Here is a 26,113-nt window from a genome sequence, read left to right as displayed (position 1 = left end):
CTTGCACGGCGACCGCCTGGCGGTCGCCGGCTCTCAGACTTCCCGCTCGTATGCCTCTCTGGCCAGCTCCAGGTAAAGCGCACGCTCTTCGGCATTGAGGGCTGCCATCAATACGTCGGCACGTTCAAGGTAAAGCTGCTCGCCAGACTCGCCCGCCTCGCGCTCATACCCCTCCAGCTGCTCATGAAAAGGCGCAGCGAGCGCTTCAAAACGCTCTGGATAGCGATTGCGTGCATACCCTTGCCAAAACTCCCGCTGTGCCAGCGCATTGCTCAATACCTCGATATTCTCACCGGCAAGGACCTCCGCGCGGGCGCGCAGTATGCGTGTTCCTGTTACGCCGCTATGCTCGGGGTAATTCATATGCCGTGGCTGGGCCGGCAAGCCGAGCCTGTCAGCCAGGTTGACCCGATAGGCAAGGTAAACCTCAATGTCATCCACCACCGCGTAAGGATTCTGGCGCATTTCCTCAATATGCCGGGCGGCGATACTGTCTACCTGATCCAGACGATAGAGTGAGCGCCCCAACCGTAACAAGGTTGCTTCGGCGCGCTCTGTGCTGGCGTCTGCGCTATGCAAGGCGATGTGCGTTCTGACTTCCAGTTGGCTGAGTATGAGCAGCAGCTGATCCTCACAGGTTCTGGGGCCTCGCACTTGCCAGAAAACTGCCTCACGCACGTCGGTGTTGTCTGCGCAAAGTTCGAGGACCCGCCATACCCTGGCACGGTAGTAGCGCGGGTGGTCTTGAAAATCGTCAGAACCGGCAAAATCCGCCAGAAATCTGAACAGGTCTGCCGATTGCGGTTCCTCGGACAACCTCGTCCAGAGTTCTCTGCGCTGCGCTAGCAAGTCACCGGAAACGCTGCCCATCCATTGATTTTGCAGGTTGGTATCTGCGATGGCGTGGTGGTAAGAGCTGCGCCGATTCGCTGGGTAGTCATCACTGCTGCTGCGCGAAAGCAGTGACTCGCTTGCCTCGTCCAGCGGGTTGTCGTGTAACGACAGGCGCTGCAATCGACCATTCAGGCTGCGCAAATCACCGGTGACCTGGCGGATCTGGTTTTCACGAATATCCACAAGGCCCCTCCACGGCATCACGGCAGCTTCAGGCAAGGCTTGTAGCCCAGTGGCGCGTAACGATACTTCGCGCAAGTGGCGTAACCCGGAAAGGTCGGGGACCAGGCCCAGCGGGTTATAGGTCAGATCAAGCTGCTGCAGCATGGAAAGGCTTGCCAGCCGGAGGTTGCCCTGAGCATCGAAGGCTATCCGATTTCCTGCAAGATGCAGCCTGCGCAGACCGGTCAGGCGCTCCAGGCCCTCCGGTATGGTGATCAACTGATTGTCGCGTAGGTCGAGTTCACGAAGGCCGGTGAACCTGAGCAGGAAATCTTCATCAACTCGGTCAAGGCTCATGTTGCGCAACGTCAACCGCTGCACATGGGCGAACTCGAGGCCTGCTGGTAAATTCGGCAGGCTGCCTACCAACTCACCCTCGATATGCAGGCTGAAATCGTCACCTGCCAGGCCTGCCGTCTTGCGGCGCCAGGCGCGACGGATCTGGCTGGCCACGCGCTGTCGCCTGCGCCCATCCATGAAGCTCACGCGCTCACGCTGCCAGGCATCCAGCGCTTCGCGCAAGCTATCCAGCTGCTGCCGCAGCCTGCTGAGGTGGTCCCAGAGTCCGATGCGGCGCTCCATCAGGTCGCCCAGGTAAGCGTCAAGTTGCGCGTCCGTCAGGGTTGGGAAAATTTCATGTATCCCGCGGCGAATAGCCTGACGGCTACTTTCTCCACCTCCACTGAGTGCATAGCCGACACGGCCGTCGGCGAGGCGCTGCGGCGGGCGAAAGCGTTCTCCGATCGGCCGCAATCCCAGCAACTGCGCTGTCTTTTGCCGGTCAGCGCTAGCCACTTGAGCAACCCTGTTGCCTAGAGTGCGGGCATCTATCAGGCCATCCCCGAGCGCCACTTTCTGGCCCTCCTCAAGTGTCTGGATCAGGCAGGACAATAATCCTTGTCCAATTGTTGGTTGCGTAGCATCACTCAACTGGTAGCCCTGCTCGGTCTGAACAAGGCACCGGATCCGTGTCGCAGTGTTGCTCCCTACCGATGCAACCAACCGCCCCTTCGCTTCGCCCAGCCGCAGTTCAATGCGAACTGAAGCCGGCCAGGGCGCGAGCTCGTTGACCCACTTCAGAACCAGCCGCTGAGTAGCATCATTGATCGCGCCTTCGTGCTCGAACCCCAACAACGCACGATCCAGGCGACTCTCGCGCAAGATCCAACGAGCTCGCTCAGCCATTTCCAAAGGTATACGGCTGCTGGTCAGCAGCGCCTTGATCTGCTCACCACTGGCCTGTTCCAGGACGCTTTCAGCGCCGCGAACGGAAAGGCCGGGGAATGCCCTGATCAGCAACGCGCCAGCAGCAGAGGGCTGGTCTTGCCGAGCTGCCAGCTCACGCTCCAAGGCGGCCCCCTGCAGGTGCGGCTCCAGAGCATGGAGTTCGTGGCGCTCATGGGCATCGAGCAGGCGAGCGGGGGGAGCATCCCCCTGCAGATGCAGGTTGCGCAAGTGATCCTGCTCAAGCCCGGTGACGCGCAGTACAGTTTCGGCAGCTTGGTCTGATGTTTGCGCCCAGCGCCCACCAAAGCGTCGCAAAAGTGCCCCTCCACCGTCGATGTGGTGAGCCGAAGCGGGCCAGTCCGCCAGCCGGTATCGGCCCTCGCCCTCGTACAAGGGGGTGAGCGCATCGACAAAGGGGACGCGCTCCAGCACCCGGCCCACGCCTATCTGTGCGGCGCCGACCACCGTACCGACCGCCAGGTTCTCTGCCACACCGAACAGGTGATCCAATGCCCCCTGGCGGTCGCCAATGCGCCAATCGGCATAGCCTTTATACACTTCACTGACAACGTCCACCGCTGCCACTGCGAACATCACCTCGCCCAGTACCGGAACGAAAAGCGCAGCCAGGTTGAGCAGATCGAAGCCAGCGCTCTTGAGCACTTCCAGCCGCTGATGCCGCTCGATCGCAGTCTCGTCAGCGGTGGGCACTGCCAGGACTCTTGCGTCATCGAGCATCTTGTCGACCTGCTGGCCCCGCAGATAGGCGAACAAGGACGTATCGATCGAGAAATTGCGCCCATCCAGATCAACCGGCACCTTCGCAGTGCTCGCCCGGATCAGGCGCTCGAGGGTTGCCGTAAAGGTCGGTTTATCACGCTCACTGATGAATCGACGGAAAAAAGAACGGTAATGAGGCGCACGCAGCTGTTTGGCCAACGACTGATAGAAGGCAGCCCAGGTAGCGTACCTGGCGATCTGCCGATAGGGATCTTGCGGTATCCAGCTGATGATCCCCGACAGCGGCCCTCCGGCACTGTCGCGCATTTCGAAGACAATGGGCCCATGGATGCGTTTGCCCAACAGGTACAGTTGGCGAGGCGTGGCAATACCTGAGACCGCCGGCACGATGGGTTTGCTTGCGCACACAGGCAACAAACGCAGGTAGTCGGCATCGTCCAGCTCGGACTTGATCCTTGCCATACGCACCGCAACTTCCATCTTCGCGCGCAGATTTTCTTCGAGCAAGCGCTCCACCCCTGCGCGGGCAAAACCCTCTGGCGCGGGGGGTCTGCTTTTCGGAAACAGCCGCGCGCGCAACACTTGCTGATAGCGCCCTCCTATATCCAGCGTTCTGCAACAGCTGGCAAATGCTTCAAATGCCAGCGGCAGCTTACTGCCGTCAGCATTCTGCAGATGAGCACGGCGATGAATGGAGGGGAGCGTCTCGTCCTCGTGAAAGTTGTGCAGTGCCGCCGTCAGCAAGGGCTGCACGCTATGTAGCGTCCTCCACGGTGTATGCAGACGTGGCGCGGCACTAGGCAAAGGCACATCGTCCTCAATGTAGACTTGCATGTTGCGCACGTCTGCGTCGGCCAGGCCACTTTCTCGCAGCGCGCTCTCGAGCAGCGGCGTGGCAAAGGCCTCAAGGCTTGGCGTCTGCGCCAACATGTTTCTGACGCCTTCAGCAGCGGCCTGCTGATGACGCAACGCTCTGTGCAGGGTCAGAAGCAGGTCGACATCGGCAGACCTCAACCAGCCTGACAGCTGGCCAGCGATGAAGGCATCGACGGAATCGGAAGGAATCGAAATGGCGGACACGGTATGAGCTCCTGGTGATTAGCCAGCGAGCTCATCATTTGCTCCGCGCCCTTAGGTATTACTTAAATCTGGCGACAGGAGACTGCGGGAGCAATCGTTCGGATTGCCGAACACCATCCACCAACTCATTCGGCGTTCCGACCGATGGATAATGCGGAAAAACCTTCACAGAGGGTTCATGCCCAGGCTTTGCGCGGGGTTATGATCATTCGCAGAGCTTGGCACGACTCATGCTCTACACTTGGTAGCCGAATGCACTCGCTTCTTGCTGTATTCGTTGAACGAAAGAGTCCGCCAACGGCTCCATAAAAAAAACAAACACGTCGAGGAAAATTTGATGCGTATCGTTCGTCAATTGCTGGGCGCCGCCATCGCGGCTGCTGTGATCGCTTCGCCGGCCATGGCCGAAGAACTCACAGGCACCCTGAAGAAGATCAAGGAATCGGGCACCATCACCCTGGGCCACCGCGACTCCTCCATCCCGTTTTCCTACCTGGCCGGCAAACCCGAGCCCGTGGGCTACTCGCATGACATCCAGCTGGCTGTCGTCGAAGCCCTGAAGAAGCAACTGGGTACTGACATCAAAGTCCGTTACAACCTGGTCACTTCGCAAACCCGTATCCCGCTGGTGCAGAACGGCACCGTAGACCTGGAGTGCGGCTCCACCACCAACAACGTCGAGCGCCAGCAGCAGGTCGCCTTCTCGGTAGGTATCTTCGAAGTCGGCACGCGCCTGCTGACCAAGGTCAAGGATGGTCAACCCTCCTACAAAGACTTTACGGACCTGGGTGGCAAGAACGTGGTAACCACGGCCGGCACTACCTCCGAGCGTATCCTCAAGGCAATGAACGCCGACAAGCAGATGAAGATGAACGTGATTTCCGCCAAGGACCACGGTGAAGCCTTCAACATGCTCGAAAGCGGCCGTGCCGTGGCCTTCATGATGGACGACGCCCTGCTGGCCGGTGAGATGGCCAAAGCGCGCAAGCCTGCGGACTGGGTCATCACTGGCACACCACAATCTTACGAGATCTATGGCTGCATGATGCGCAAGGGTGACGATACCTTCAAGAAAGCCGTCGACGATGCCATCGTGGGCTATTTCAAGTCGGGCGAAGTCAACAAGAGCTACGACAAGTGGTTCCAGCAGCCGATTCCGCCAAAAGGCCTGAACCTTCAGTTCCCGATGAGCGATGAACTGAAAAAGCTGATCGCCGAGCCGACCGACAAGGCCGCAGACGAGAAGAAATCCTGATCCTCAGTTAGTGGCTTGGTGCGCAAGCGCACAAATCAACGCTGCAAGCCGCTCATTAGTGTCTAACCTTTGGTCCGAGGGCGCCAAGCGCCCCCGGATGCTCGAAGGTGCCCGTGAAACAACCGTCTGAGGGGAAATCCCGATGAATTACAACTGGGACTGGGGCGTGTTCTTCAAGTCCACCGGCGTGGGCAGCGAAACCTATCTGGACTGGTACATCACCGGCCTGGGCTGGACCATTGCCATCGCCATTGCCGCCTGGATCATCGCGCTGCTGCTGGGCTCGCTCCTTGGTGTCATGCGTACCGTGCCGAACCGCCTGGTATCGGGTATCGCCACCGCCTACGTGGAGCTGTTCCGCAACGTGCCTCTGCTGGTGCAACTGTTCATCTGGTACTTCCTGGTACCAGACCTGCTGCCTGAAGGCCTGCAGGAATGGTTCAAGCAGGACCTCAACCCGACCACCTCGGCATTGATCAGCGTGGTCATCTGCCTGGGCCTGTTCACCGCTGCGCGCGTCTGCGAACAGGTGCGCACCGGCATCCAGGCATTGCCGCGCGGCCAGGAAGCTGCAGCGCGCGCCATGGGCTTCAGCCTGCCACAGATCTATAACAACGTGCTCTTGCCACAAGCGTACCGGATCATCATCCCGCCGCTCACCTCCGAGTTCCTCAACGTGTTCAAGAACTCTTCGGTAGCCTCGCTGATCGGCCTGATGGAGCTGCTGGCACAGACCAAACAGACCGCAGAGTTTTCCGCCAACCTGTTCGAGGCGTTCACCCTGGCCACGCTGATCTACTTCACCCTGAATATGGGCTTGATGCTGCTAATGCGCCTGGTCGAGAAAAAAGTCGCCGTGCCTGGCCTGATTTCCGTGGGGGGCAAGTAAATGGAAATGGATTTCAGCGAAATCATCCCGGCCCTGCCCGCCCTCTGGGAAGGTATGGTCATGACCCTCAAGCTGATGGTCATGGGCGTGATCGGCGGTATCGTGCTGGGCACCCTCCTGGCATTGATGCGCTTGTCGTCGAACAAGTTGCTTTCGAACATCGCCGGTGCCTACGTCAACTACTTCCGCTCGATCCCGCTGCTGCTGGTGATCACATGGTTCTATCTGGCGGTGCCGTTCGTGCTGCGCTGGATCACCGGCGAGGACACCCCGGTGGGTGCCTTCACCTCCTGCGTGGTCGCCTTCATGATGTTCGAGGCCGCGTACTTCTGCGAAATCGTCCGCGCCGGCGTACAGTCGATCTCCAAAGGTCAGATGGGCGCGGCACAGGCACTGGGCATGAACTACGCCCAGACCATGCGCCTGATCATTCTGCCCCAGGCCTTCCGCAAGATGACCCCGCTGCTGCTGCAGCAGAGCATCATCCTGTTCCAGGACACCTCGCTGGTCTACACCGTGGGCCTGGTGGACTTCCTCAACTCGGCACGCTCCAACGGCGATATCATCGGGCGCTCCCATGAGTTCCTGATCTTCGCCGGGGTCGTCTACTTCCTCATCAGCTTCTCCGCTTCGTGGCTGGTCAAGCGCCTGCAAAAAAGGATCACCGTATGATTTCCATCAAGAACGTCAACAAGTGGTACGGCGACTTCCAGGTACTGACCGACTGCAGCACCGAGGTCAAGAAAGGTGAAGTGGTAGTGGTATGCGGCCCCTCGGGCTCGGGTAAATCAACGCTGATCAAGTGCGTAAATGCCTTGGAACCGTTCCAGAAAGGTGACGTCGTGGTCGATGGCACCTCGATTGCCGACCCCAAGACCAACCTGCCCAAGTTGCGTTCGCGGGTCGGTATGGTGTTCCAGCACTTCGAGCTGTTCCCGCACCTGACCATCACCGAGAACCTGACCATCGCCCAGCGCAAGGTACTGGGCCGCAGCGAAGCAGAGGCCACCAAGAAGGGCCTGGCCTTGCTCGAGCGGGTTGGTCTGAGCGCCCATGCCAAGAAGCACCCCGGCCAGCTCTCAGGTGGCCAGCAGCAACGTGTGGCGATCGCCCGCGCCCTGGCCATGGACCCGATTGTCATGCTGTTCGACGAACCGACCTCGGCGCTGGACCCGGAAATGGTCAGCGAGGTGCTGGATGTAATGGTGCAATTGGCCAACGAAGGCATGACCATGATGTGCGTGACCCACGAGATGGGCTTTGCCCGCAAGGTCGCCAACCGGGTCATCTTCATGGACAAGGGCAGCATCATCGAAGACTGCACCAAGGAAGAGTTCTTCGGTGACCAAGGTGCCCGCGACCAACGCACCCAGCACTTCCTCAGCAAGATCCTGCAACACTAAGCCGGCCACAGTATCCGCTGCCCCAGGCCCCACCGGGCAGCGGATGCTGGTCGTGACAAGGCCACTGTGATGAAATGCGACCCCTCGCTACTTCTCCCTGCCAAGCCTGCCGTGAAATCCCGCCTGATCCGCCAATTGCTGCTGCCGCCCCTGATCATCCTGCTGATGGTCGGGCTGGGCCTGGCTGGCTACCTGATCAGCGAAAGCAACGGCATACGCGCCCTGAGTGAAAACGGTGAGCGGCAGCTGGAGTTGCACGCGCGTACGGTCGAGAGCGAAATCAGCAAGTACACCTACCTGCCAAGCCTGCTGGAGTTGGAAGACAGCGTCTCGCACCTGCTCACCGACCCAGACGGCGGCTCACGCCAGGCCGTCAACGAATACCTCGAAGGCCTCAACCGCCGCAGCCGCAGCCGGGCTATCTTCGTCCTCGATACCAATGGCAGGGTACAGGCCACCAGCAACTGGCGCGATGCCGACTCGTTCCTCGGTGAAGACCTGTCCTTCCGCGCCTATTTCCAGACCGCAGTGCGCGGCGAGCCGGGCCGTTTCTACGGCATTGGCAGCACCACCGGCGAGGCCGGCTATTACCTGGCCCATGGCCTGGAAGAGCACGGCAAGATCATCGGCGTGGCGGTGATCAAGGTGCGCCTGGACACCTTGGAAGAGCGCTGGCAACGCGCCCGCCTGGAAGCGTTCGTCAGCGACGAAAACGGCATCATCATCCTCTCCAGCGACCCGGCGCGGCGCCTGAAGTCGGTGCGCCCCATGACACCGCAGATCAAGGAGCGCCTGGCGCGCAGCCTGCAATATTACTGGTGGCCGCTGAACGAGCTGCAACCGCTGGCCCGTGAGACGCTGGCCGATGGCGTAGAGAAGCTGACCTTCCCGGCCAACAGTGAAACCGCCCACGGCAAACCTCATGAGGTGGCCTACCTTGCGCAAACCCGGCGCCTGGTGGATACCCCCTGGCATTTCACCCTGCTCACTCCCCTGCAGGACCTGCGTCGCGAGTCGATGGTGCAAGGCATTCTGGTAGGCGTCGCGTTCGCCCTGCTGGCGATCCTGGGTATCGCCTGGAATGAGCGACGCAAGGTGATCGCGACCCGACTGGCTGCACGCGAAGCGCTCGAAGAAGCCAACAGTCAGTTGGAGCGGCGCATTGCCGAGCGCACCGCCGACCTGCGTGCCAGCAACGAAAGGCTCAAGGGGCAGATCCGCGAACGCCGTCACGCCGAACAGACCCTGCGCCACGCCCAGGACGAACTGGTTCAGGCCGGCAAATTGGCAGCCATCGGGCAGATGTCCACCAGCATCGCCCACGAGCTCAACCAGCCGCTAGCGGCGCTGCGGACACTGTCCGGCAACACCGTGCGCTTTCTCGAACGAGGCGCGCTGGACACCGCCAGTACCAACCTGCGCACCATGAACGAACTGATCGACCGCATGGGCCGCATCACCGCCAGCCTGCGTTCGTTCGCCCGGCGTGGCGACGACCACGGCCAGGCATCGCTGGCCAAGGCAGTAGAGGCCACCTTGCAGGTGCTGGCCACTCGCATCAGTGGCTGCCACCTGAAGCTGCACAGCCAGTTTGAAGACCTGCAACTGGCCATTGACCAGACCCGCCTGGAGCAGATTCTGGTCAACCTGATCGGTAACGCCCTGGACGCCATGGCTAGCCAGCCAGCACCTGAGCTGTGGCTGGAAGGCGAATTGCAGGGCGACAAGTATCGCCTGCGGGTACGCGACAATGGTCACGGCATTGATGACGAGGCGCGCAAGCACCTGTTCGAACCCTTCTTCACCACCAAACCGGGCGAACACGGCCTGGGCCTGGGCCTGACCCTGTCGGCGAGCCTTGCCGCCGCCGCCAAGGGCAGCCTCAACGTCGAGCACCCTGCCAGCGGCGGAACGGCCTTTGTTCTAGCCCTGCCGCTGGTGTCCCCCCCTAATGAATCGGCAGAGCTCCCATGAACCAAGCGCCTCTAACCGTCCTGATCGTCGAAGACGACCCGCATGTGCTGCTCGGCTGCCAGCAGGCGCTGGCCCTGGAAGACATCGCCTGCGAGGGTGTCGGTAGCGCCGAACAGGCGCTGGAACGGATCGGTGATGACTTCGCCGGTATCGTCGTCAGTGACATCCGCCTGCCGGGCATCGACGGCCTGGAACTGCTCAACCGCCTCAAGGCGCGCGACCGCAGCCTGCCGGTGGTACTGATTACCGGCCATGGCGATATCGACATGGCCGTCGGCGCCATGCGCAATGGTGCCTACGACTTCATGGAGAAACCCTTTTCGCCGGAACGCCTGGTCGACGTGGTGCGCCGCGCACTCGAACAGCGCGGGCTATCGCGCGAAGTGCTGGCCCTGCGCCGCCAGCTGGCCGAACAGAGCAGCCTGGAGGGCCGCATCATCGGCCGCTCGCCTGCCATGGAGCAACTGCGTGAGCTGATTGCCAACGTTGCCGACACCTCGGCAAACGTGCTGATCGAAGGCGAGACCGGCACTGGCAAAGAGCTGGTCGCCCGTTGCCTGCACGATTTCAGCCGGCGCCAGGGCCAGCCTTTTGTGGCGCTCAATTGTGGCGGCCTGCCGGAAAACCTGTTCGAAAGCGAGATCTTCGGCCACGAGGCCAATGCTTTCACCGGCGCGGGCAAGCGTCGTATCGGCAAGATCGAGCACGCCAACGGCGGTACCCTGTTCCTCGATGAAGTCGAGAGCATGCCGATCAACCTGCAGATCAAACTGCTGCGGGTATTACAGGAGCGCACCCTGGAACGCCTGGGCTCAAACCAGAGCATTGCAGTGGACTGCCGCGTGATCGCTGCGACCAAGGCCGACCTCGATTCGCTTGGCAAAAGCGGGCAGTTTCGCAGCGACTTGTACTACCGCCTTAACGTGGTGACCCTGGAGTTACCACCGTTGCGCGAACGCCGTGAAGACGTCCTGCAGCTGTTCGAACACTTCCTGCAGCAATCGGCACTACGCTTCGACCGTGAAGTGCCGACACTCGACAGCCAGACACTGTCGCGCCTGATGGCCCATGACTGGCCCGGCAATGTGCGTGAACTGCGCAACGTTGCAGAGCGCTATGCCCTGGGCCTGCCAGCGTTCAAGAAAGGCCCGAGCGGTGGCGCCAGCCAAGGGCTGGGCTTTGCCGAAGCGGTGGAGGCGTTCGAGCGCAACCTGCTCAGCGACGCCCTGCAACGCACGGGCGGCAACCTGAGCCAGGCCAGCCAGGAGCTGGGCATGGCCAAGACCACGCTGTTCGACAAAGTGAAAAAATACGGGCTGGGCTGAAAGGCTGTGAGAGGGGGCCTACGCCACTTTCATAACCCTGCGATATGTGTCACGCCCTCGCGATGTGATTGCAGGTAAGGCAGCACGGCCCCCAGCAACGGTGCCTTGAATGGCTCCTGGAAACGATGCGCCAGCCCCGGAATCAACCGCAGCTGACTACCGCGGATATGCGCCGCCAAGTGCACCCCATGCATCACCGGCAACAAAGGGTCAGCCGTACCATGCACCACCAATGTCGGTACGCGCAGCTGGTTGAGCAGTGCTACCCGGCTTGGCTCGGCCAGGATCGCCATGATCTGACGCTTGGCACCTTCAGGGTTGAACGCTCGGTCATAGGCCTGCGCAGCCTGCTGCAACAAAGCGGCCCGATCATCACGCACCTGGGGGCTGCCCAACGCCGCCAGCAGGTCGGCCTGCTGCTCGATGGCCACTTCCCGATTGGGCGCACTGCGCCGGGCCAGCAGTTGCACCAGCGCTGGGGCTGGCGCCGGCAGGCCGGCAGCGCCAGAGCTGGACATGACCAGTGTCAGGCTGCGCACCCGCTCCGGCGCCATCGCCGCCATGTGCTGAGCGATCATCCCGCCCATGCTGACCCCCAGAACATGGAATTGACCAATGCCTAACGCGTCCATCAGGCGCAGCCCGTCATCCGCCATGTCAGGCAGCGTATAGGGCGCGGCAACCGGCAGGCCGAACTTGTAGCGCAACAGCTCGATCGTGAGGTTGGCCGAGGGTGGCTGTTGGTTCCAGCGCGACAGGCCAACGTCACGGTTGTCATAGCGAATGACCCGAAAGCCTTGTCGACACAACGCCTCGACCACATCATCCGGCCAGTGGATCAGTTGCCCACCCAGGCCCATGACCAGCAGCAAAGCCGGGTCCCGTGGCGCGCCGACACTTTGGTAAACCAGGCTCAGATCGCCTGCTTCGGCCCGTTGAACCGGCACATGAGCATCACAACGCTGATCGGCGAAGCTCGCCGGCACGCTGACAAGGAACAAGAAAAAAAGCAAAAAAGCCCGCATGAAAGAAACACCAGAATGCAGATCCCCAGTAGAGCGCGAGTCTGATGAAATTCGTTCGGGCGCGCTGCCACAGTTCCGTGACAGTTTGATGAAGCCTGCCCAGTGGTCCGGCGCAAGGTCCAGTCGACAGCGGGACCAACATGAGAGAAACTCAACTCATTCGCTATTCACTCAAATTATGCTCTCGGAGTCAGCCGTGCTGGAGATCCGCCACCTGAAAACCCTTCATGCCCTGCGCGAGGCTGATAGCCTGGTGGAGGCCGCCGAACGTCTGCACCTGACCCAGTCGGCGCTGTCGCATCAGTTCAAGGAACTTGAAGAACGCCTGGGCCTGCCGCTGTTCGCACGCAAGACCAAACCTATCCGCTTCACCAGCGCCGGCCTGCGCTTGCTGCAACTGGCAGATGCCACCCTACCGCTGCTGCGCGGCGCAGAGCGTGACATCGCCCGCCTGGCCGGTGGTACTGCCGGGCGCCTGCACATGGCCATCGAATGCCATAGCTGCTTCCAATGGCTGATGCCCACCATCGACCAGTTCCGTGATGCCTGGCCGGAAGTGGAGCTGGACCTGGCTTCGGGCTTCGCATTCGCGCCGCTGCCCGCCCTCGCCCGTGGCGACCTGGACCTGGTAGTGACCTCCGACCCACTGGACCTTGCCGGCATCACTTACGTGCCGCTGTTCACCTACGAAGCCATGCTCGCCGTGGCCAACCAGCACCCACTGGCCAGCAAGCCTTACATCGTGCCCCAGGACCTGCTCGACCAGACGCTGATCACCTACCCAGTGGAGCGCGACCGGCTGGACATCTTCACCCGCTTCCTGGAGCCGGCCGACATCGAGCCGGCGGCCGTACGCACCTCGGAGCTGACCGTGATGATGATGCAACTGGTGGCCAGCGGCCGCGGTGTGTGTGGCATGCCGCACTGGGCGCTGCACGAGTACAGTTCGCGCGGTTATGTGAAGGGCAAGCGCCTGGGCGAGAAAGGCCTGTTCGCCACGCTCTATGCGGGAGTGCGCACCGACATGCTCGATGCCCCCTACATGCGCGACTTCCTGCTCACCGCCAAGGACACCTCGTTCGCCACACTCGATGGGGTCAGCGCGGTACGCTGAGGGCCTTGCGGTAGAGCGGCAGTATCAGGTCACGGGTCAGCGGCGCCAACTCAGGCATCGGAGCCTGGTCAGCGGCCAGCCAGATCACTTCCTCGATTTCCGCCGCCGGGACCACGGCCTCGGCGCTGTCGACCCGGAACAGCTCGGCCTGCACCTCAAAGCCGGGCTCGTTGGCGGCCGGTGCGGTGAAACGGCCCAGCGGGATGGCCCGAGCAGGGTCAATGCGCAACCCTAATTCCTCATGCAGTTCGCGCACCAGTGCGTCAAGCGGCGTTTCACCCGCATCGATCTTGCCCCCAGGCTGCATGAACGCCTGGGTACCACGTTTGCGTACCAGCAGGGTTCGACCCAGTGGGTCGATCAACAGGGCAGCGGCAATGCGGATAACGTTGGGCATGGTCAGGCTCACTCAGAAAAGCCCGTGAGGATCCCATGGAGCCCTGTCGCCGGCAAGCCGGCTTCACAGACGAACGGTCCCTTGCCAATCTGCCAGCGACCCTCCATAACCTTCTCATGAACCTGCCTGCCCATCAGCACCCGGTGCTGGAGCTGTTCCACCCCGCCATCGGCACCTGGTTCCGTCGCCATTTCGCCACGGTCACCGACGCCCAGGCCCGCGCCTGGCCGTTGATTCACGCACGCCAATCGATGCTGCTGGCCGCGCCCACCGGCTCGGGCAAAACCTTGAGCGCCTTTCTCGCGGTGCTCGACGAACTGTTCCGTCAAGGCCTTGAGCACGACGGCGAACTGCCCGCGCAAACCCAGATAGTCTACGTTTCACCGCTCAAGGCTCTGTCCAATGATATCCGCCTGAACCTGCAGGCGCCGCTCGAAGGCATCAGCCAGGCGCTGTTAGACCAGGGGCTGACGCCACCTCGTATCACTACTGCCGTGCGCACCGGCGATACGCCGCAAAAAGAACGCGCGGCCATGCGCAAGTTGGCCCCGCACATCCTCGTTACCACGCCTGAGTCGCTTTATGTGCTGATGGGGTCTGCCTCGGGCCGTGCTGGCCTGAGCGGCGTGCACACGGTGATCGTCGATGAGATTCACGCCTTGGCCGGCAACAAGCGCGGCGCCCACTTGGCACTGACGCTGGAGCGCCTCCAAGCGCTCACCGGGCAAGGGCTGCGGCGCATCGGCCTGTCCGCGACCCAGCGCCCGGTGGAGCGCGTGGCCGCGTTCCTGGCCGGTCACCAACGCCCTTGCGCAATCGTCGATATCGGCCACACCCGCCAGCGCGACCTTGCCCTTGAAGTGCCCCCCGTGCCCTTGGGCGCGGTCATGGCTACGGATGTGTGGAACCTGGTCTACGATCGCCTTGCAATTCTGGCCCGCGAACACCGCACCACGTTGGTGTTCGTCAACACTCGGCGCCTGGCCGAGCGCCTCACCCGCCACCTCAGCGACCGCCTTGGCAAAGAGGCCGTGGCCGCACACCACGGCAGCCTGGCCAAGGAGCTGCGCCTGGATGCGGAGCAGCGCCTGAAAAACGGCCAGTTGCAGGTGCTGGTAGCCACGGCTTCACTGGAGCTGGGCATCGATGTCGGTGATGTCGATCTGGTTTGCCAGATCGCCTCCCCAGGCTCCATCGCCGCCTTCTTGCAGCGGGTCGGCCGCTCCGGGCACCAGGTCGAAGGCATCCCCAAAGGGCGCCTGTTCGCCACCTCGCGGGATGATCTGATCGAGTGCACGGCACTGCTCGACTGTGTTCACCAGGGCGAGCTCGACCAGTTGCACATACCCCATGCGCCACTGGACGTACTGGCCCAGCAGATCGTCGCTGAAACCAGCAACCAGCCGTGGCAGGAACAGGCATTGTTCGACTGCCTGCGCCAGGCAACGCCCTACACCGAACTGGACACCAGGCATTACCAAGCCCTGCTAAGCATGCTCGCCGAGGGCTACAACGGGCGCCAAGGCATCCGCAGCGCCTACCTGCACCGCGACGCGGTGAGCGGTACCTTGCGCGGGCGCCGCGGTAGCCAACTGACCGCGCTCACCAGCGGCGGGACCATCCCCGAGACCGCCGACTATGCTGTGCTGCTGGAGCCGCAGGCGCTGAACATCGGAAGCGTCAACGAAGACTTTGCCGTGGAGAGCATTGCTGGCGACATCTTTCAGTTGGGCAACGCGTCCTATCGCATCATGCGGGTGGAACCCGGCCGGGTAAGGGTCGAAGACGCCCACGGCCTGCCGCCGACCATTCCATTCTGGCTCGGAGAAGCGCCGGGACGCAGTGATGAATTGTCCGCTGCCGTTGCCCGCCTGCAGGCACGTATCGATGAGCAACTGGGGCTTGGTAACGGCGCTTTCGCCCCAGTGCTGTCATGGCTGCAGAATACCTATGCGCTGGACGAGGCCTGCGCCAGCCAACTGCTCGATTACCTGGGGCGTACCCGTGAAGTGCTGGGCGCCCTGCCCTCGCAAGACACGCTGGTGATGGAGCGCTTCTTCGACGAGTCCGGCGGCACCCAGTTGATCATCCATTCACCCTACGGCAGCCGCATCAACCGCGCCTGGGGCCTGGCGCTGCGCAAACGCTTCTGCCGCACGTTCAATTTCGAATTGCAGGCGGCAGCCAGCGAGGACGCCATCGTGTTGTCACTGTCGACCAGCCACAGTTTCGAGCTGGACGAAGTCTGGCGCTACCTGTCCAGCCGCAACGCCGAGCACATTCTCATCCAGGCCCTGCTCGATGCGCCCTTGTTCGGGGTGCGCTGGCGTTGGAACGCCGCAGTGGCAATGGCCTTGCCTCGCTACGTCGGGGGACGCAAGGTCGCGCCGCAGATCCAGCGCATGAAAAGCGAAGACCTGATTGCCGCCGTGTTCCCCGACCAGATCGCCTGCCTGGAAAACATCGCCGGTGAACGGCAAATCCCGGATCACCCGCTGATCGAGCAGACCCTCGACGACTGCCTGCACGAAGCCATGGACAGCGAGGGCTGGCTGGCGCTGTTGAGGCGCATGGAAAGTGACCAGGTGCGCTTGCTGAGCCGCGACCTGCCGGCCCCCTCGCCGCTGGCCTCTGCCATCCTCAACGCCAGGCCTTACGCGTTCCTTGACGATGCCCCGCTGGAGGAGCGCCGAACCCAGGCGGTACTCAACCGACGCTGGAACGAGGTGCACAGTGGCGATGACCTGGGCGCGCTGGACGCCGATGCCATCAGCGCTGTCCAGGCAGAGGCCTGGCCGCAACCCGGCAACGCCGACGAGATGCACGAAGCCTTGATGACCCTGGGCGCGATCAGCCAGCACGAAGCCCAGGCGAACCCAACCTGGGGCTTGCTGCTCAGGCAACTGGCCAAGGCAGGCCGAGCGGCGCGCTTGCCCGACGAACACCTGTGGCTGGCCCGCGAGCGCCTGAGCCTGCTAAAAGCGCTGTATCCGGATGCACGCCTGGAGCCCGACCTCCACGTGCTCCCCGGCTTCGAACAGACCCTGGACCCGGACAGCGCTCTGAGCGAGCTGCTGCGCGCCCGCCTGAGCGGCCACGGCCCGCTGACCCTGGCGCAGATCGCCGCTCCACTGGGCAAGCCGCAGCCTGCCATCGAACAGGCACTGGCCCGCCTGGAAGCAGAGGGCTACGTGCTGCGTGGCCAGTTCAGCCCAGGTGAGGTCCAACGCCAATGGTGCGAACGCCACCTGTTGGCGCGCATCCATCGCTACACAGTCAAGCGCCTGCGCCGGGAGATCGAGCCGGTAAGCCTGCAGGACTTCATGCGCTTTATGTTTGACTGGCAGCACCTGGCGGCCGACGAAAAACTGCGTGGGCCGCAAGCCGTAGCTGAAGTGCTTGAGCAGTTGCAGGGGTTCCCTGCCGCGGCCGGCGCCTGGGAGGCAGAACTGCTGCCGGCACGGATCAAGGACTACAGCACTCACTGGCTCGACGAGGCGTGCCGCAGCGGGCAGTTCGCCTGGAGCCGCCTGGCGGGCAAGGTGTCGAGCAGTACGCTGGCGAGCACGCCACTGGTGCTGTTGCCACGTCAACACCTGGGCCTGTGGCGCAGCCTTGTGCCTGCGCCGGCTCTGGACGAGCTGAGCCCGCGTGCGCAACGTGTGCATGAAGTACTGCAGGCGCATGGCGCACTGTTCTTCGACGAACTGACCCAGCAAGCCCACTTGTTGCCCAGCGAGCTGGAAACGGCGTTACAGGAATTGGTCGGTTCCGGCCTTGCAAGTGCCGACAGCTTTACAGGGCTGCGTAGCCTGATCACCCCGGCGGCGAAACGCTCATCGCGCAACAGCCGGCGCGGCCATGCGCCGATTTCCACCAGCATGGCGCATGCCGGGCGCTGGGCGCTGTTACGCAGGGGCAATGCCGAAGTAGACGACGTGCAACGGCTGGAACACGTCGCCCGCACCCTGCTAAGACGCTACGGTGTGATCTGCTGGCGGCTGCTGGAGCGCGAAAGTGATGTGCTGCCACCTTGGCGTGAGCTGCTGCGCTGCTGCCACCGGCTTGAGGCACGCGGCGAGATTCGCGGCGGGCGCTTCATCGCCGGCTTGGCTGGGGAGCAGTTCGCCCTGCCGGAAGCGGTCGGGCTGCTGCGCCAGGTGCGCCGGCGCGAGATGGAGGGCGCGCTGGTGGTGGTCAGCGCCAGTGACCCGCTGAACCTGATCGGGTCGCTGCTGCCCGGAGCGAAGGTGCCGGCGGCCGGTGGCAATCGTGTGTTGTACCACGATGGCGTGCCGGTGGCAGTGCGAATTGCCAACCGGTACACCTACCTGGTGCAAGCGACGAATGAAGAGCAGCAACGGTGGCGGCAGAAACTGCTGCGCGAATGATTTTCGATACCCCGATTTTCATGTTCAGCGCCGCGCAACCGGGCTATGGTCGGGGTTTGCCCCAGGCCCTGAGCCTGACCGCGCCATCGTAAGGACCCCGTATGAGCCTGTCACTTCTCAGTCGCTATGCCGTGTTTGCCGCCTGTGTTCTGTTCACCGTGGCGAGCCTGCCGTTCCTGAACCATGAATGGCTGTGGCCGTTCACACTGATTACGGCCGTGCTCAGCCTGATCGGCTTGTTCGACCTGCTGCAGCAACGCCACGCGGTACGCCGCAACTACCCGATACTGGGCAACATCCGCTACCTGGTCGAGGGTATTCGCCCGGAGATCCGCCAGTACCTGCTGGAAGCCGACAGCGATGCCCTGCCCTTCTCCCGCGCCCAGCGCTCGCTGGTGTACGCGCGGGCCAAGAACGAAGCGTCGGACAAGCCCTTCGGTACGCTGATCGACGTGTACGAGTCTGGCTTCGAGTTCATCGGCCACTCCATGCGCCCGGCGCCGCTGGCCGACCCCGCAAGCTTCCGGATCATCATTGGCGGACCGCAGTGCAGCCAGCCCTATTCGGCATCGATCTTCAACATTTCCGCCATGAGCTTTGGCTCGCTGAGTGCCAATGCCATCCGCGCGCTCAACCAAGGGGCCAAGCTGGGCAACTTCCACCATGACACCGGCGAAGGCAGCATCAGCCCCTACCACCGCGAACACGGCGGCGACCTGGTGTGGGAGCTGGGCAGCGGCTACTTCGGCTGCCGCACAGCGGACGGGCGCTTCGACCCCGAACGTTTTGCCGCCCAGGCGCGCAGCCCGCAGGTGCGGATGATCGAGATCAAGATGAGCCAGGGCGCCAAGCCCGGCCACGGCGGCATCCTGCCCAAGCACAAGGTTACCCGGGAAATTGCCGAGACCCGCGGCATTCTCATGGGTGAGGACTGCATCTCGCCCTCTCGCCACAGCGCGTTCTCCAACCCCATCGAGATGATGCAGTTCATCGCCAGGCTGCGTGAGCTGTCGGGCGGCAAGCCGGTGGGCTTCAAGTTCTGCCTGGGCCACCCGTGGGAATTCATGGGCATCGCCAAGGCCATGCTGGAAACAGGCATCCTGCCCGACTTCATCGTGGTCGATGGCAAGGAAGGTGGTACCGGTGCCGCACCGGTGGAGTTCACCGACCATATCGGTGTGCCGCTACGCGAAGGGCTGCTGTTCGTGCACAACACCCTGGTCGGCCTGAACCTGCGCGACAAGATCAAGCTCGGCGCCAGCGGCAAGATCGTCAGCGCCTTCGACATCGCCAGCGTGCTGGCCATCGGTGCCGACTGGGCCAACTCTGCTCGCGGCTTCATGTTCGCCATCGGCTGCATCCAGTCGCAGAGTTGCCATACCAACAAATGCCCTACTGGCGTGGCCACACAAGACCCGTTGCGCCAGCGTGCGCTGGTGGTCCCGGACAAAGCCCAGCGGGTCGTGAACTTCCACCACAACACCTTGCGCGCCCTGGCAGAAATGCTCGCAGCCGCCGGCCTGGAACACCCCGCGCAACTGGAAGCCAAGCACTTGGTGCGGCGCGTGTCGGCTACCGAAATCAAGCTGTTCTCGCAGATGCATGTGTTTTTGAAACCGGGGGAGTTGCTGACTGGCGAGGTGGACGGGCAGTTCTATTCGCGGATGTGGCAGCTGGCGCGGGCGGACAGCTTTGAGCCGCACAGTGAGGTGGCGGCCTGATAGAACCCTGGGGCTGCTGCGCAGCCCTTTCGCGACACAAGGCCGCTCCTACCGGGATACGCTATCTGCTGTTGTGTCGCGAAAGGGCCGCAAAGCGGCCCCGACTATCTCACATCAGGAAGCGTTACCGGCTACACCCTGTAGTTCTTTCGGCGCCAGGCGGAACGCGTAGTACAGCACCGTCAGCAGCACCAGGAACGCCGGGCCAATATACAGAGCCACACGGGTATCCTCGAAGTACGCCATCAAGCCAACCACCAGCACCAGGAAGCCCAGCGCCAGGTAGGAGCTGAGCGGCCACAGCCACATGCGGTACTTCAAGCCCTTGCGCTCGGTGGCCGACAGCCCGGCGCGGAACTTGAGCTGCGCCAGCAGGATCATCACCCAGGTCCAGATCGCGCCGAAGGTAGCGATCGACGTCACCCAGACAAACACCTTCTCTGGCACCAGGTAGTTGGCCAGCACACCCAGCAGCAAGGCACCGATGGACAGCAGCAGCGCATTGCGTGGCACACCGTTTTTCGAAGTACGGGCAAAGACGGCCGGCGCCTGGCCATTTTGCGCCAGGCTGTAGAGCATGCGCCCGGTGCTGAAGATACCGCCGTTGCAGGACGACAGGGCGGCAGTGATCACCACGAAATTGATGATGCCGGCGGCAGTCTTGATACCCAGGCGCTCGAAGGTCATGACGAACGGGCTACCCTGGCTGCCGATTTCATTCCACGGGTAGATCGACAGGATCACGAACAAGGCACCTACGTAGAACAGCAGAATGCGCCAGAACACCGAGCCAATGGCCTGCGGGATGGTTTTTTGCGGGTTGCGGGCTTCGCCGGCAGTCAGGCCGATCATTTCCACGCCCAGGTAGGCGAACATCACCATCTGCAGCGACATCAGCACACCGGTCACGCCATTGGGCATGAACCCGCCATTGCTCCATAGGTTGGAGATACCGACTGCCACACCGTCGTTGCCCAGGCCGAAGGCGATGATGCCGATGCCGCCCAGGACCATGGCGATGATGGTGACGATCTTGATCAGGGCAAACCAGAATTCGAACTCGCCGAAAGCCTTGACCGCAACCAGGTTCACCGCGCCCATGCTGCCCAGCGCCGCCAGCGCCCAGATCCAGCGTGGCACGTCCGGGAACCAGATGCCCATGTAGATAGCCACGGCGGTGATTTCCGCGACGCAGGTCACCAGCCACAGGAACCAGTAGTTCCAACCGGTCAGAAAACCCGCCAACGGGCCAAGGTAGTCCTGGGCATAGCGGCTGAATGACCCGGCGACAGGGTTGTGCACGGCCATCTCGCCGAGGGCACGCATGATCACCAGGATCGCCAGGCCACCGATGATGTAGGAAAGCATGATCGCGGGGCCGGCCATCTCAATGGCTTTGGCCGAACCGAGGAAAAGACCGACGCCGATACAGGCGCCCAGCGCCATCAGACGAATGTGCCGTTCGCCCAGTTCACGCTTGAGCGGGCCGCCTTGTGCGGTCTCGCCATGGGCAGGGTGGTTGCCGACGGGCATAGCAATACAACCTCATTTTGTTATTGGATTAGACCTTCGTGCAGCGCCGGCCATGCCGATAGGCGTGGCGTTGGCTTGCCAGGCTGGCCTTGTGGGCCGGCCCGTGTGCCGGTGTAGAGCGGCCCGGCAGGGCGAAGGGGCCGAGCAGTATAGGAAGCTCGCTGTAGGGCTTTTCACTATAAATAACCAAAAATTTGGAGAGAAACCCGCAGGCCTATCGCTATCTCCTGCCTCACCCCAGCTACCCTAGCAACTTAGTTGTCCGAAGAAACCCACACCAAAGGCGCATATCCCACATGAGGTTTCTGCACTTTCTACAAATTTTTCACCTACTGCCTTCAACGTCTAAGCTTCAGACAAGCAAGACGAAAATACCTGGCCGGATTGAAGACTATGGGCGCACTGTGGCAATCGGAACCATCCAGAACGGAAGCACCCGAAACACCTCTGGCCGACACGCCGCAGCCAAAGTCCCCACGTCAGCGTCGGCTTTGGTGGCGGCTGATCCTGCTGATCCTGCTGGTGGCGATAATCGCCATCGGCTTTGCCGCCTATGACGAGTTCCGTACGTCCGACCTGCAGTCCCGCGAGTTCAGCAAGCTGGCAAGCACCCTTACCTATTCACTGCAGCCGGGGCCCAGTGACTCCATCGTCTACCCTGGCGAGGGACCGTTCGACAAACGCCTGGGCTATAGCGCGCTGGGCGAGTTCCTGCCGCGCCTGCTCAAGCGCGACTACCTGATCAGCGAGCAGGTAAGGTTTTCGCCTGCCTTGATGAACTACGTGGATCACGGCCTGTTCGCGCCCTACATCGAGAAAATCCAGGCCGGATTGTCGATCACCGATTGCCGCGGCGACACGCTGTACCAGTACAACTATCCGCAATATCTGTATCCGAACTTCGCCGCAATCCCTCCGGTGATGGTCAACAGCCTGCTGTTCATCGAAAACCGCGACCTGCTGGACCCGAAGGATCCGAAAAACAACCCGGCAGTCGATTGGCCGCGCTTCGCCAAGGCCGCCTACAGCCAGGTGGCCAAATACCTGGCCTTGCCCGGCCAGTCCGCCGGTGGCAGCACGCTGGCCACGCAGCTGGAGAAATACCGCCATTCACCGGACGGCCTGACTGTTTCCGGTACCGAAAAGATCCGCCAGATGATTTCCGCCAGCGTGCGCGCCTACCAGGGCGGGCCAGATACCACCGAGGCACGCCAGCGCATCGTGCGCGACTACCTCAACAGCGTGCCGCTGTCGGCGGTGCCCGGCCATGGTGAAGTGCATGGCATGGCCGAAGGCCTGCGTGTGTGGTACGGCGCCGATTTCGACCAGGTCAACCAGGCCCTCACCTCGACCGCGACAGACCCCGAAAGCATGGCCGCACGTGGTTTGGCATTGCGCCAAGTGCTGTCGTTGATGATCGCCCAGCGCCGCCCCTCGCATTATCTGACCAAGGGCCGCGTCGAACTGGCCGAGCTCACTGATTCGCACATCCGCGTGCTCGCTGCCAACGGCATCATCGAGCGCGCCCTGGCCGACGCGGCGTTGGCCAGCAAGGCGCTGTACCGCGACTGGGTGGCACAGCCAACCATCGTTCCGATCATCACCAACAAAGGCATCAGCCTGGCCCGCAACCGCCTGTCAGGCATGCTCAACCGCCCGCTGTATGACCTGGACCGCCTCGACCTCTCGGCAACGAGCACCTTGCAGGCCGATCTTCAGCTTCAGGTCAGCCAGTACCTGAAGAACCTCTCCGACCCTGAATTCGCTGCGCAGATCGGCCTGATCGGTGAGCGCCTGCTGACCAGCAAGACCACCGACCAGGTGCGCTACAGCTTCACCTTGTTCGAACGCACCGCCGATGGCTCAAGGGTGCGGGTGCAGACTGACAGCACCGACCAGCCCTTCGACATCAACGAAGGCAGCAAGCTTGAGCTGGGCTCAACGGCCAAGCTGCGAGTGCTCACCACCTATCTGCAGATCATCGCCGAACTGCACGACAAGTACGCCGGCATGCCAGCCGCAGAGCTGAAGAAGGTCGAGGTCGCCGAGCTCGATCGCATCACCCAATGGTCACTGGAATGGCTGGCGCTGAACAGCAAGAACCAGAGCCTGGATGCCATGCTCGACGCAGCCCTGGAGCGCAAGTACTCGGCCAATACCGGCGAAGCATTCTTCACCGGCGGCGGCATGCACGTGTTCAACAACTTCCGCAAGGAGGACAACAGCCGCAACCCGACCCTCAAGGAAGCCCTGCGCGAGTCGATAAACCTGCCCTTCATTCGCCTGATGCGCGACGTGGTGCGCTATGTGACCTACCAGCAGCCATTCAACCGCGTGCCGCTGCTCAAGGACGATTCGGACCCGCGCCGCCAGGAGTACCTGGCACGTTTTGCCGACAAGGAAGGCACCAGCTACCTGATGCGCTTCTGGCGGAAGTACCAGCGCAAAACCTCGCAGCAACGCCTGGATACCTTCCTCGACAGCATGCGCGTCACACCGCAGCGCCTGGCCGCAGTTCACCGCTATCTGTTCCCGGCAGCTGGCCAGGAAACCTTCAATGCATTTGTCCGCGCGCACATCAAGGAAGACAAGATCGCCCTGAGCAGACTTACCGATGGCCGTCTGGCAGAGATGTACGAGGCCTACGGCCCAGGCAAATATGACCTGCCTGATCAAGGCTATATCGCCAAGGTTCACCCGCTGGACCTGTGGCTGCTCGGCTACCTGCTGAAGAACCCGAGCGCCTCACTCACAGAGATGGTCAATGCCAGCCGCTTCGAGCGTCAGGAAGTCTATGGCTGGCTGTTCAAGAGCCGCCACCAGGGTGCCCGGGACAGCCGTATCCGCACCATGGTGGAAATCGAAGCCTTCCTCGATATCCACCAGCGCTGGAAGAGCGTGGGTTACCCCTTCGATCACCTGGTGCCGTCGCTGGCCACCGCCATCGGCAGCTCCGGCGACCGTCCTGCGGCTCTTTCCGAACTGGTCGGCATCATTCAGAACGACGGTGTGCGCCTGCCCACGCTGCGCATCGATACGCTGCACTTCGCCGCCGATACGCCCTACGAAACCAGGCTGAACAGCGACCCCGACCGTGGCCAGCGAATTCTTCCGGTAGCAGTGGCCCGGGCACTCAAAGGTGCCATGTCGCAAGTGGTCGACGCAGGTACGGCGCGGCGTATTTCCGGCAGCTTCAAGCTGCAGGACGGCACCCCGCTGGTGATGGGCGGCAAGACCGGCACAGGCGACAACCGCATCGAAAGCTTCGGCGCAGGTGGCCGGTTGATCGGCTCGCGCTCGCTGAACCGCACCGCCACCTTCGTGTTCTTCCTCGGCGACAACCACTTCGGCACGCTGACCGCCTTCGTGCCCGGGCGCTCCGCGGAGGCGTTCAAGTTCACCTCGGCGCTGCCTGTGCAGGTGCTCAAGGGGATGGCGCCCATCCTCATGCCGTACCTTGAACCTGGCAATCCGAACGCGTGCAAACCGCCGCAGGTTGCGATGCTCCCAAGTGACCCATCTAAAATTTAAATGATAATCATCGGCATTTGACCGCTTGTGTTTAGATATATCTTGAGTAATATCTTGCGATATATCTAAACACACGGAGCCTCACTGCCATGCGTGAACATTCCGCCCACGACCCTTTCGAACGCCGCCCCGGCCGGGGTGAACGCGGACCAAGGGTATTCGCTCCCGGCGACCTCAAACTGTTGATGCTGTCGCTGCTGGCCGAGCAACCTGGCCACGGCTATGACCTGATCCGCCAGATCGAGAACCTGTTCGATGGCAGCTACACGCCCAGCCCCGGGGTCATCTACCCCACCCTCAACTTTCTCGAGGAAGCAGAGCTGATCAGCGGCCAGGTGCAAGGTAGCAAACGCCTCTACGCCATTACCCAGGCCGGCCGTACCGCCTTGGCTGAACAAGCCGTGGCGCTGGACGGCGTGCGCATGCGCATCGAAGTCAGCAAGCGCGCCCTGCGTGGCCACGACCGTCCGCCAGAAATTCACGAAGCGGTCGGCAACCTGCGCCATGCCCTGCACATGCACAGCGGCCGCTGGGCGCCGGACGAAATCGAACGGGTCCGCACCCTGCTCAACGACACTGCCAAGGCCATCGCCGCCGGGCCGGCCGCCCCTGCTAAGGAGAACCTCCATGAGTGACACCATCCACCGCGTCAATCACGAAATCCGCCAGCGCCGCCTGCAGGTACTGCGGGTTACCGACCTCACCCCGCGCATGCGCCGCATCACCCTCGCGGGCTCCGAGCTGGAAGGCTTCACCAGCCTGGGCAGTGACGACCACATCAAACTGCTGTTCGCCGAAACCGCCGAACAACAGCAGGCCATCGACGCCCGCAATATGGGCCGCGACGGCGGAGCGCGGCCTACCATGCGCGAATACACGCCGCGGCGCATCGACCTGGTCAACCAAGAACTGGACATCGATTTCGTCCTGCACGGCGATGGCCCTGCATCAACCTGGGCTGCACAGGCTGAACCGGGGCAGACGCTGATCATTGCCGGGCCACGGGCTTCGATGGTGGTCCCGGATATCTTCGACAGCTACCTGCTCATTGGTGACGAAACAGCCATTCCGGCCATCGGGCGACGCCTTGAAGAACTGCCGGCAGGCCGGCGGGTGCTGGCGGTCATCCAGATCGAGGATGAGCAGGAGCGCCAACCTCTGCCGAGCAAGGCTGAAGTGGAAGTCATCTGGGTGAAGCGGGATGAGGATTTACTGGCGCTGGTGCAGGGGTTGAACTTGCCTGAGGGCAAGCTGTACAGCTGGGTGGCACTGGAGAAATCGCTGACCCGGCAGACCAAGGCGCTGCTGCTGGAGAAAGGTGCGCCGGAAGATGCCCTCAAAGCGGCTGCCTACTGGCGGGCAGAAGGGACAGCGGACGACGAGTGATGTGC

16 protein-coding genes are annotated in these 26,113 nt (G+C 62.4%); 12 read left to right on the top strand and 4 right to left on the bottom strand.

Features of this window, described 5'->3' with window-relative positions; translation table 11 throughout:
- Positions 1–33: 33 nt before the first annotated feature.
- Positions 34–4,164 carry an NEL-type E3 ubiquitin ligase domain-containing protein gene (locus JET17_RS05565; RefSeq protein WP_012313020.1) on the bottom strand — a complete coding sequence of 1,377 codons (4,131 nt, stop codon included), beginning with the start codon at positions 4,162–4,164 and terminating at the stop codon, positions 34–36.
- A gap of 337 nt (positions 4,165–4,501) precedes the next feature.
- Here JET17_RS05565 and JET17_RS05560 point away from each other — a divergent pair, with 337 nt between their 5' ends.
- From JET17_RS05560 to JET17_RS05535, 6 genes are all read left to right on the top strand, one after another.
- On the top strand, positions 4,502–5,419 hold the full coding sequence (locus JET17_RS05560; protein WP_012313019.1) for a glutamate/aspartate ABC transporter substrate-binding protein: 918 nt from the start codon (positions 4,502–4,504) through the stop codon (positions 5,417–5,419).
- A gap of 142 nt (positions 5,420–5,561) precedes the next feature.
- Positions 5,562–6,308 (top strand): amino acid ABC transporter permease, encoded by a 747-nt coding sequence (locus tag JET17_RS05555; protein ID WP_012313018.1) that lies wholly within the window; start codon positions 5,562–5,564, stop codon positions 6,306–6,308.
- Positions 6,309–6,980 carry an amino acid ABC transporter permease gene (locus JET17_RS05550; protein WP_012313017.1) on the top strand — a complete coding sequence of 224 codons (672 nt, stop codon included), beginning with the start codon at positions 6,309–6,311 and terminating at the stop codon, positions 6,978–6,980.
- On the top strand, positions 6,977–7,711 hold the full coding sequence (locus tag JET17_RS05545) for an amino acid ABC transporter ATP-binding protein (RefSeq protein ID WP_012313016.1): 735 nt from the start codon (positions 6,977–6,979) through the stop codon (positions 7,709–7,711). The genes JET17_RS05550 and JET17_RS05545 overlap by 4 nt, the downstream gene beginning before the upstream one ends.
- A 69-nt stretch (positions 7,712–7,780) precedes the next feature.
- Complete coding sequence (locus JET17_RS05540; protein ID WP_012313015.1) at positions 7,781–9,685, top strand: sensor histidine kinase; 1,905 nt, start codon at positions 7,781–7,783, stop codon at positions 9,683–9,685.
- Positions 9,682–11,010 carry a sigma-54-dependent transcriptional regulator gene (locus tag JET17_RS05535; RefSeq protein WP_012313014.1) on the top strand — a complete coding sequence of 443 codons (1,329 nt, stop codon included), beginning with the start codon at positions 9,682–9,684 and terminating at the stop codon, positions 11,008–11,010. The genes JET17_RS05540 and JET17_RS05535 overlap by 4 nt, the downstream gene beginning before the upstream one ends.
- Positions 11,011–11,039: 29 nt before the next feature.
- Here the strand turns inward: JET17_RS05535 and JET17_RS05530 are convergent, their stop codons facing one another.
- Entirely contained in the window at positions 11,040–12,035 is a 996-nt protein-coding gene (locus tag JET17_RS05530) for an alpha/beta fold hydrolase (protein ID WP_012313013.1), read from the bottom strand.
- A gap of 196 nt (positions 12,036–12,231) precedes the next feature.
- Between JET17_RS05530 and metR the strand changes: the two genes are divergently transcribed.
- A complete protein-coding gene (metR, locus tag JET17_RS05525; RefSeq protein ID WP_012313012.1) occupies positions 12,232–13,149 on the top strand; it encodes a transcriptional regulator MetR in 918 nt (305 codons plus the stop codon).
- Here the strand turns inward: metR and JET17_RS05520 are convergent.
- A complete protein-coding gene (locus JET17_RS05520; RefSeq protein ID WP_012313011.1) occupies positions 13,133–13,546 on the bottom strand; it encodes an NUDIX hydrolase in 414 nt (137 codons plus the stop codon). The genes metR and JET17_RS05520 overlap by 17 nt on opposite strands.
- Before the next feature lie 116 nt (positions 13,547–13,662).
- Between JET17_RS05520 and JET17_RS05515 the strand changes: the two genes are divergently transcribed.
- Together JET17_RS05515 and JET17_RS05510 are read left to right on the top strand one after the other, a co-directional pair.
- Positions 13,663–17,937, top strand: coding sequence for a DEAD/DEAH box helicase (locus JET17_RS05515; RefSeq protein WP_042111209.1), 4,275 nt, complete (start codon positions 13,663–13,665; stop codon positions 17,935–17,937).
- 101 nt (positions 17,938–18,038) lie between these two features.
- Positions 18,039–19,658 carry an FMN-binding glutamate synthase family protein gene (locus JET17_RS05510; protein ID WP_012313009.1) on the top strand — a complete coding sequence of 540 codons (1,620 nt, stop codon included), beginning with the start codon at positions 18,039–18,041 and terminating at the stop codon, positions 19,656–19,658.
- A gap of 114 nt (positions 19,659–19,772) precedes the next feature.
- Here the strand turns inward: JET17_RS05510 and JET17_RS05505 are convergent, their stop codons facing one another.
- Positions 19,773–21,191: an amino acid permease gene (locus tag JET17_RS05505; RefSeq protein ID WP_012313008.1), complete on the bottom strand. Its 1,419-nt coding sequence runs from the start codon at positions 21,189–21,191 to the stop codon at positions 19,773–19,775.
- A 393-nt stretch (positions 21,192–21,584) separates the two neighbouring features.
- Between JET17_RS05505 and JET17_RS05500 the strand changes: the two genes are divergently transcribed.
- From JET17_RS05500 to JET17_RS05490, 3 genes are all read left to right on the top strand, one after another.
- The gene (locus JET17_RS05500; RefSeq protein WP_012313007.1) at positions 21,585–24,722 is read left to right on the top strand and encodes a transglycosylase domain-containing protein; all 3,138 of its coding nucleotides are present in this window, start codon (positions 21,585–21,587) and stop codon (positions 24,720–24,722) included.
- An 89-nt stretch (positions 24,723–24,811) separates the two neighbouring features.
- Positions 24,812–25,357 carry a PadR family transcriptional regulator gene (locus tag JET17_RS05495; RefSeq protein WP_012313006.1) on the top strand — a complete coding sequence of 182 codons (546 nt, stop codon included), beginning with the start codon at positions 24,812–24,814 and terminating at the stop codon, positions 25,355–25,357.
- Positions 25,350–26,108 carry a siderophore-interacting protein gene (locus JET17_RS05490; protein ID WP_012313005.1) on the top strand — a complete coding sequence of 253 codons (759 nt, stop codon included), beginning with the start codon at positions 25,350–25,352 and terminating at the stop codon, positions 26,106–26,108. Before JET17_RS05495 ends, JET17_RS05490 begins: the two co-directional genes overlap by 8 nt.
- Positions 26,109–26,113: the final 5 nt, after the last annotated feature.

It is taken from the genome of Pseudomonas putida (genome assembly GCF_016406145.1).
Lineage (GTDB): Bacteria > Pseudomonadota > Gammaproteobacteria > Pseudomonadales > Pseudomonadaceae > Aquipseudomonas > Aquipseudomonas putida_E.
This window is presented reverse-complemented; position numbering and strand designations above follow the sequence as displayed.

Coding starts and splice junctions, on each gene's coding strand:
- JET17_RS05560 (WP_012313019.1), top strand. CDS start 4,502: ATGCGTATCGTTCGTCAATTGCTGGGCGCCGCCATCGCGGCTGCTGTG.
- JET17_RS05555 (WP_012313018.1), top strand. CDS start 5,562: ATGAATTACAACTGGGACTGGGGCGTGTTCTTCAAGTCCACCGGCGTG.
- JET17_RS05550 (WP_012313017.1), top strand. CDS start 6,309: ATGGAAATGGATTTCAGCGAAATCATCCCGGCCCTGCCCGCCCTCTGG.
- JET17_RS05545 (WP_012313016.1), top strand. CDS start 6,977: ATGATTTCCATCAAGAACGTCAACAAGTGGTACGGCGACTTCCAGGTA.
- JET17_RS05540 (WP_012313015.1), top strand. CDS start 7,781: ATGAAATGCGACCCCTCGCTACTTCTCCCTGCCAAGCCTGCCGTGAAA.
- JET17_RS05535 (WP_012313014.1), top strand. CDS start 9,682: ATGAACCAAGCGCCTCTAACCGTCCTGATCGTCGAAGACGACCCGCAT.
- JET17_RS05530 (WP_012313013.1), bottom strand. CDS start 12,035: ATGCGGGCTTTTTTGCTTTTTTTCTTGTTCCTTGTCAGCGTGCCGGCG.
- JET17_RS05520 (WP_012313011.1), bottom strand. CDS start 13,546: ATGCCCAACGTTATCCGCATTGCCGCTGCCCTGTTGATCGACCCACTG.
- JET17_RS05515 (WP_042111209.1), top strand. CDS start 13,663: ATGAACCTGCCTGCCCATCAGCACCCGGTGCTGGAGCTGTTCCACCCC.
- JET17_RS05510 (WP_012313009.1), top strand. CDS start 18,039: ATGAGCCTGTCACTTCTCAGTCGCTATGCCGTGTTTGCCGCCTGTGTT.
- JET17_RS05505 (WP_012313008.1), bottom strand. CDS start 21,191: ATGCCCGTCGGCAACCACCCTGCCCATGGCGAGACCGCACAAGGCGGC.
- JET17_RS05500 (WP_012313007.1), top strand. CDS start 21,585: ATGGGCGCACTGTGGCAATCGGAACCATCCAGAACGGAAGCACCCGAA.
- JET17_RS05495 (WP_012313006.1), top strand. CDS start 24,812: ATGCGTGAACATTCCGCCCACGACCCTTTCGAACGCCGCCCCGGCCGG.
- JET17_RS05490 (WP_012313005.1), top strand. CDS start 25,350: ATGAGTGACACCATCCACCGCGTCAATCACGAAATCCGCCAGCGCCGC.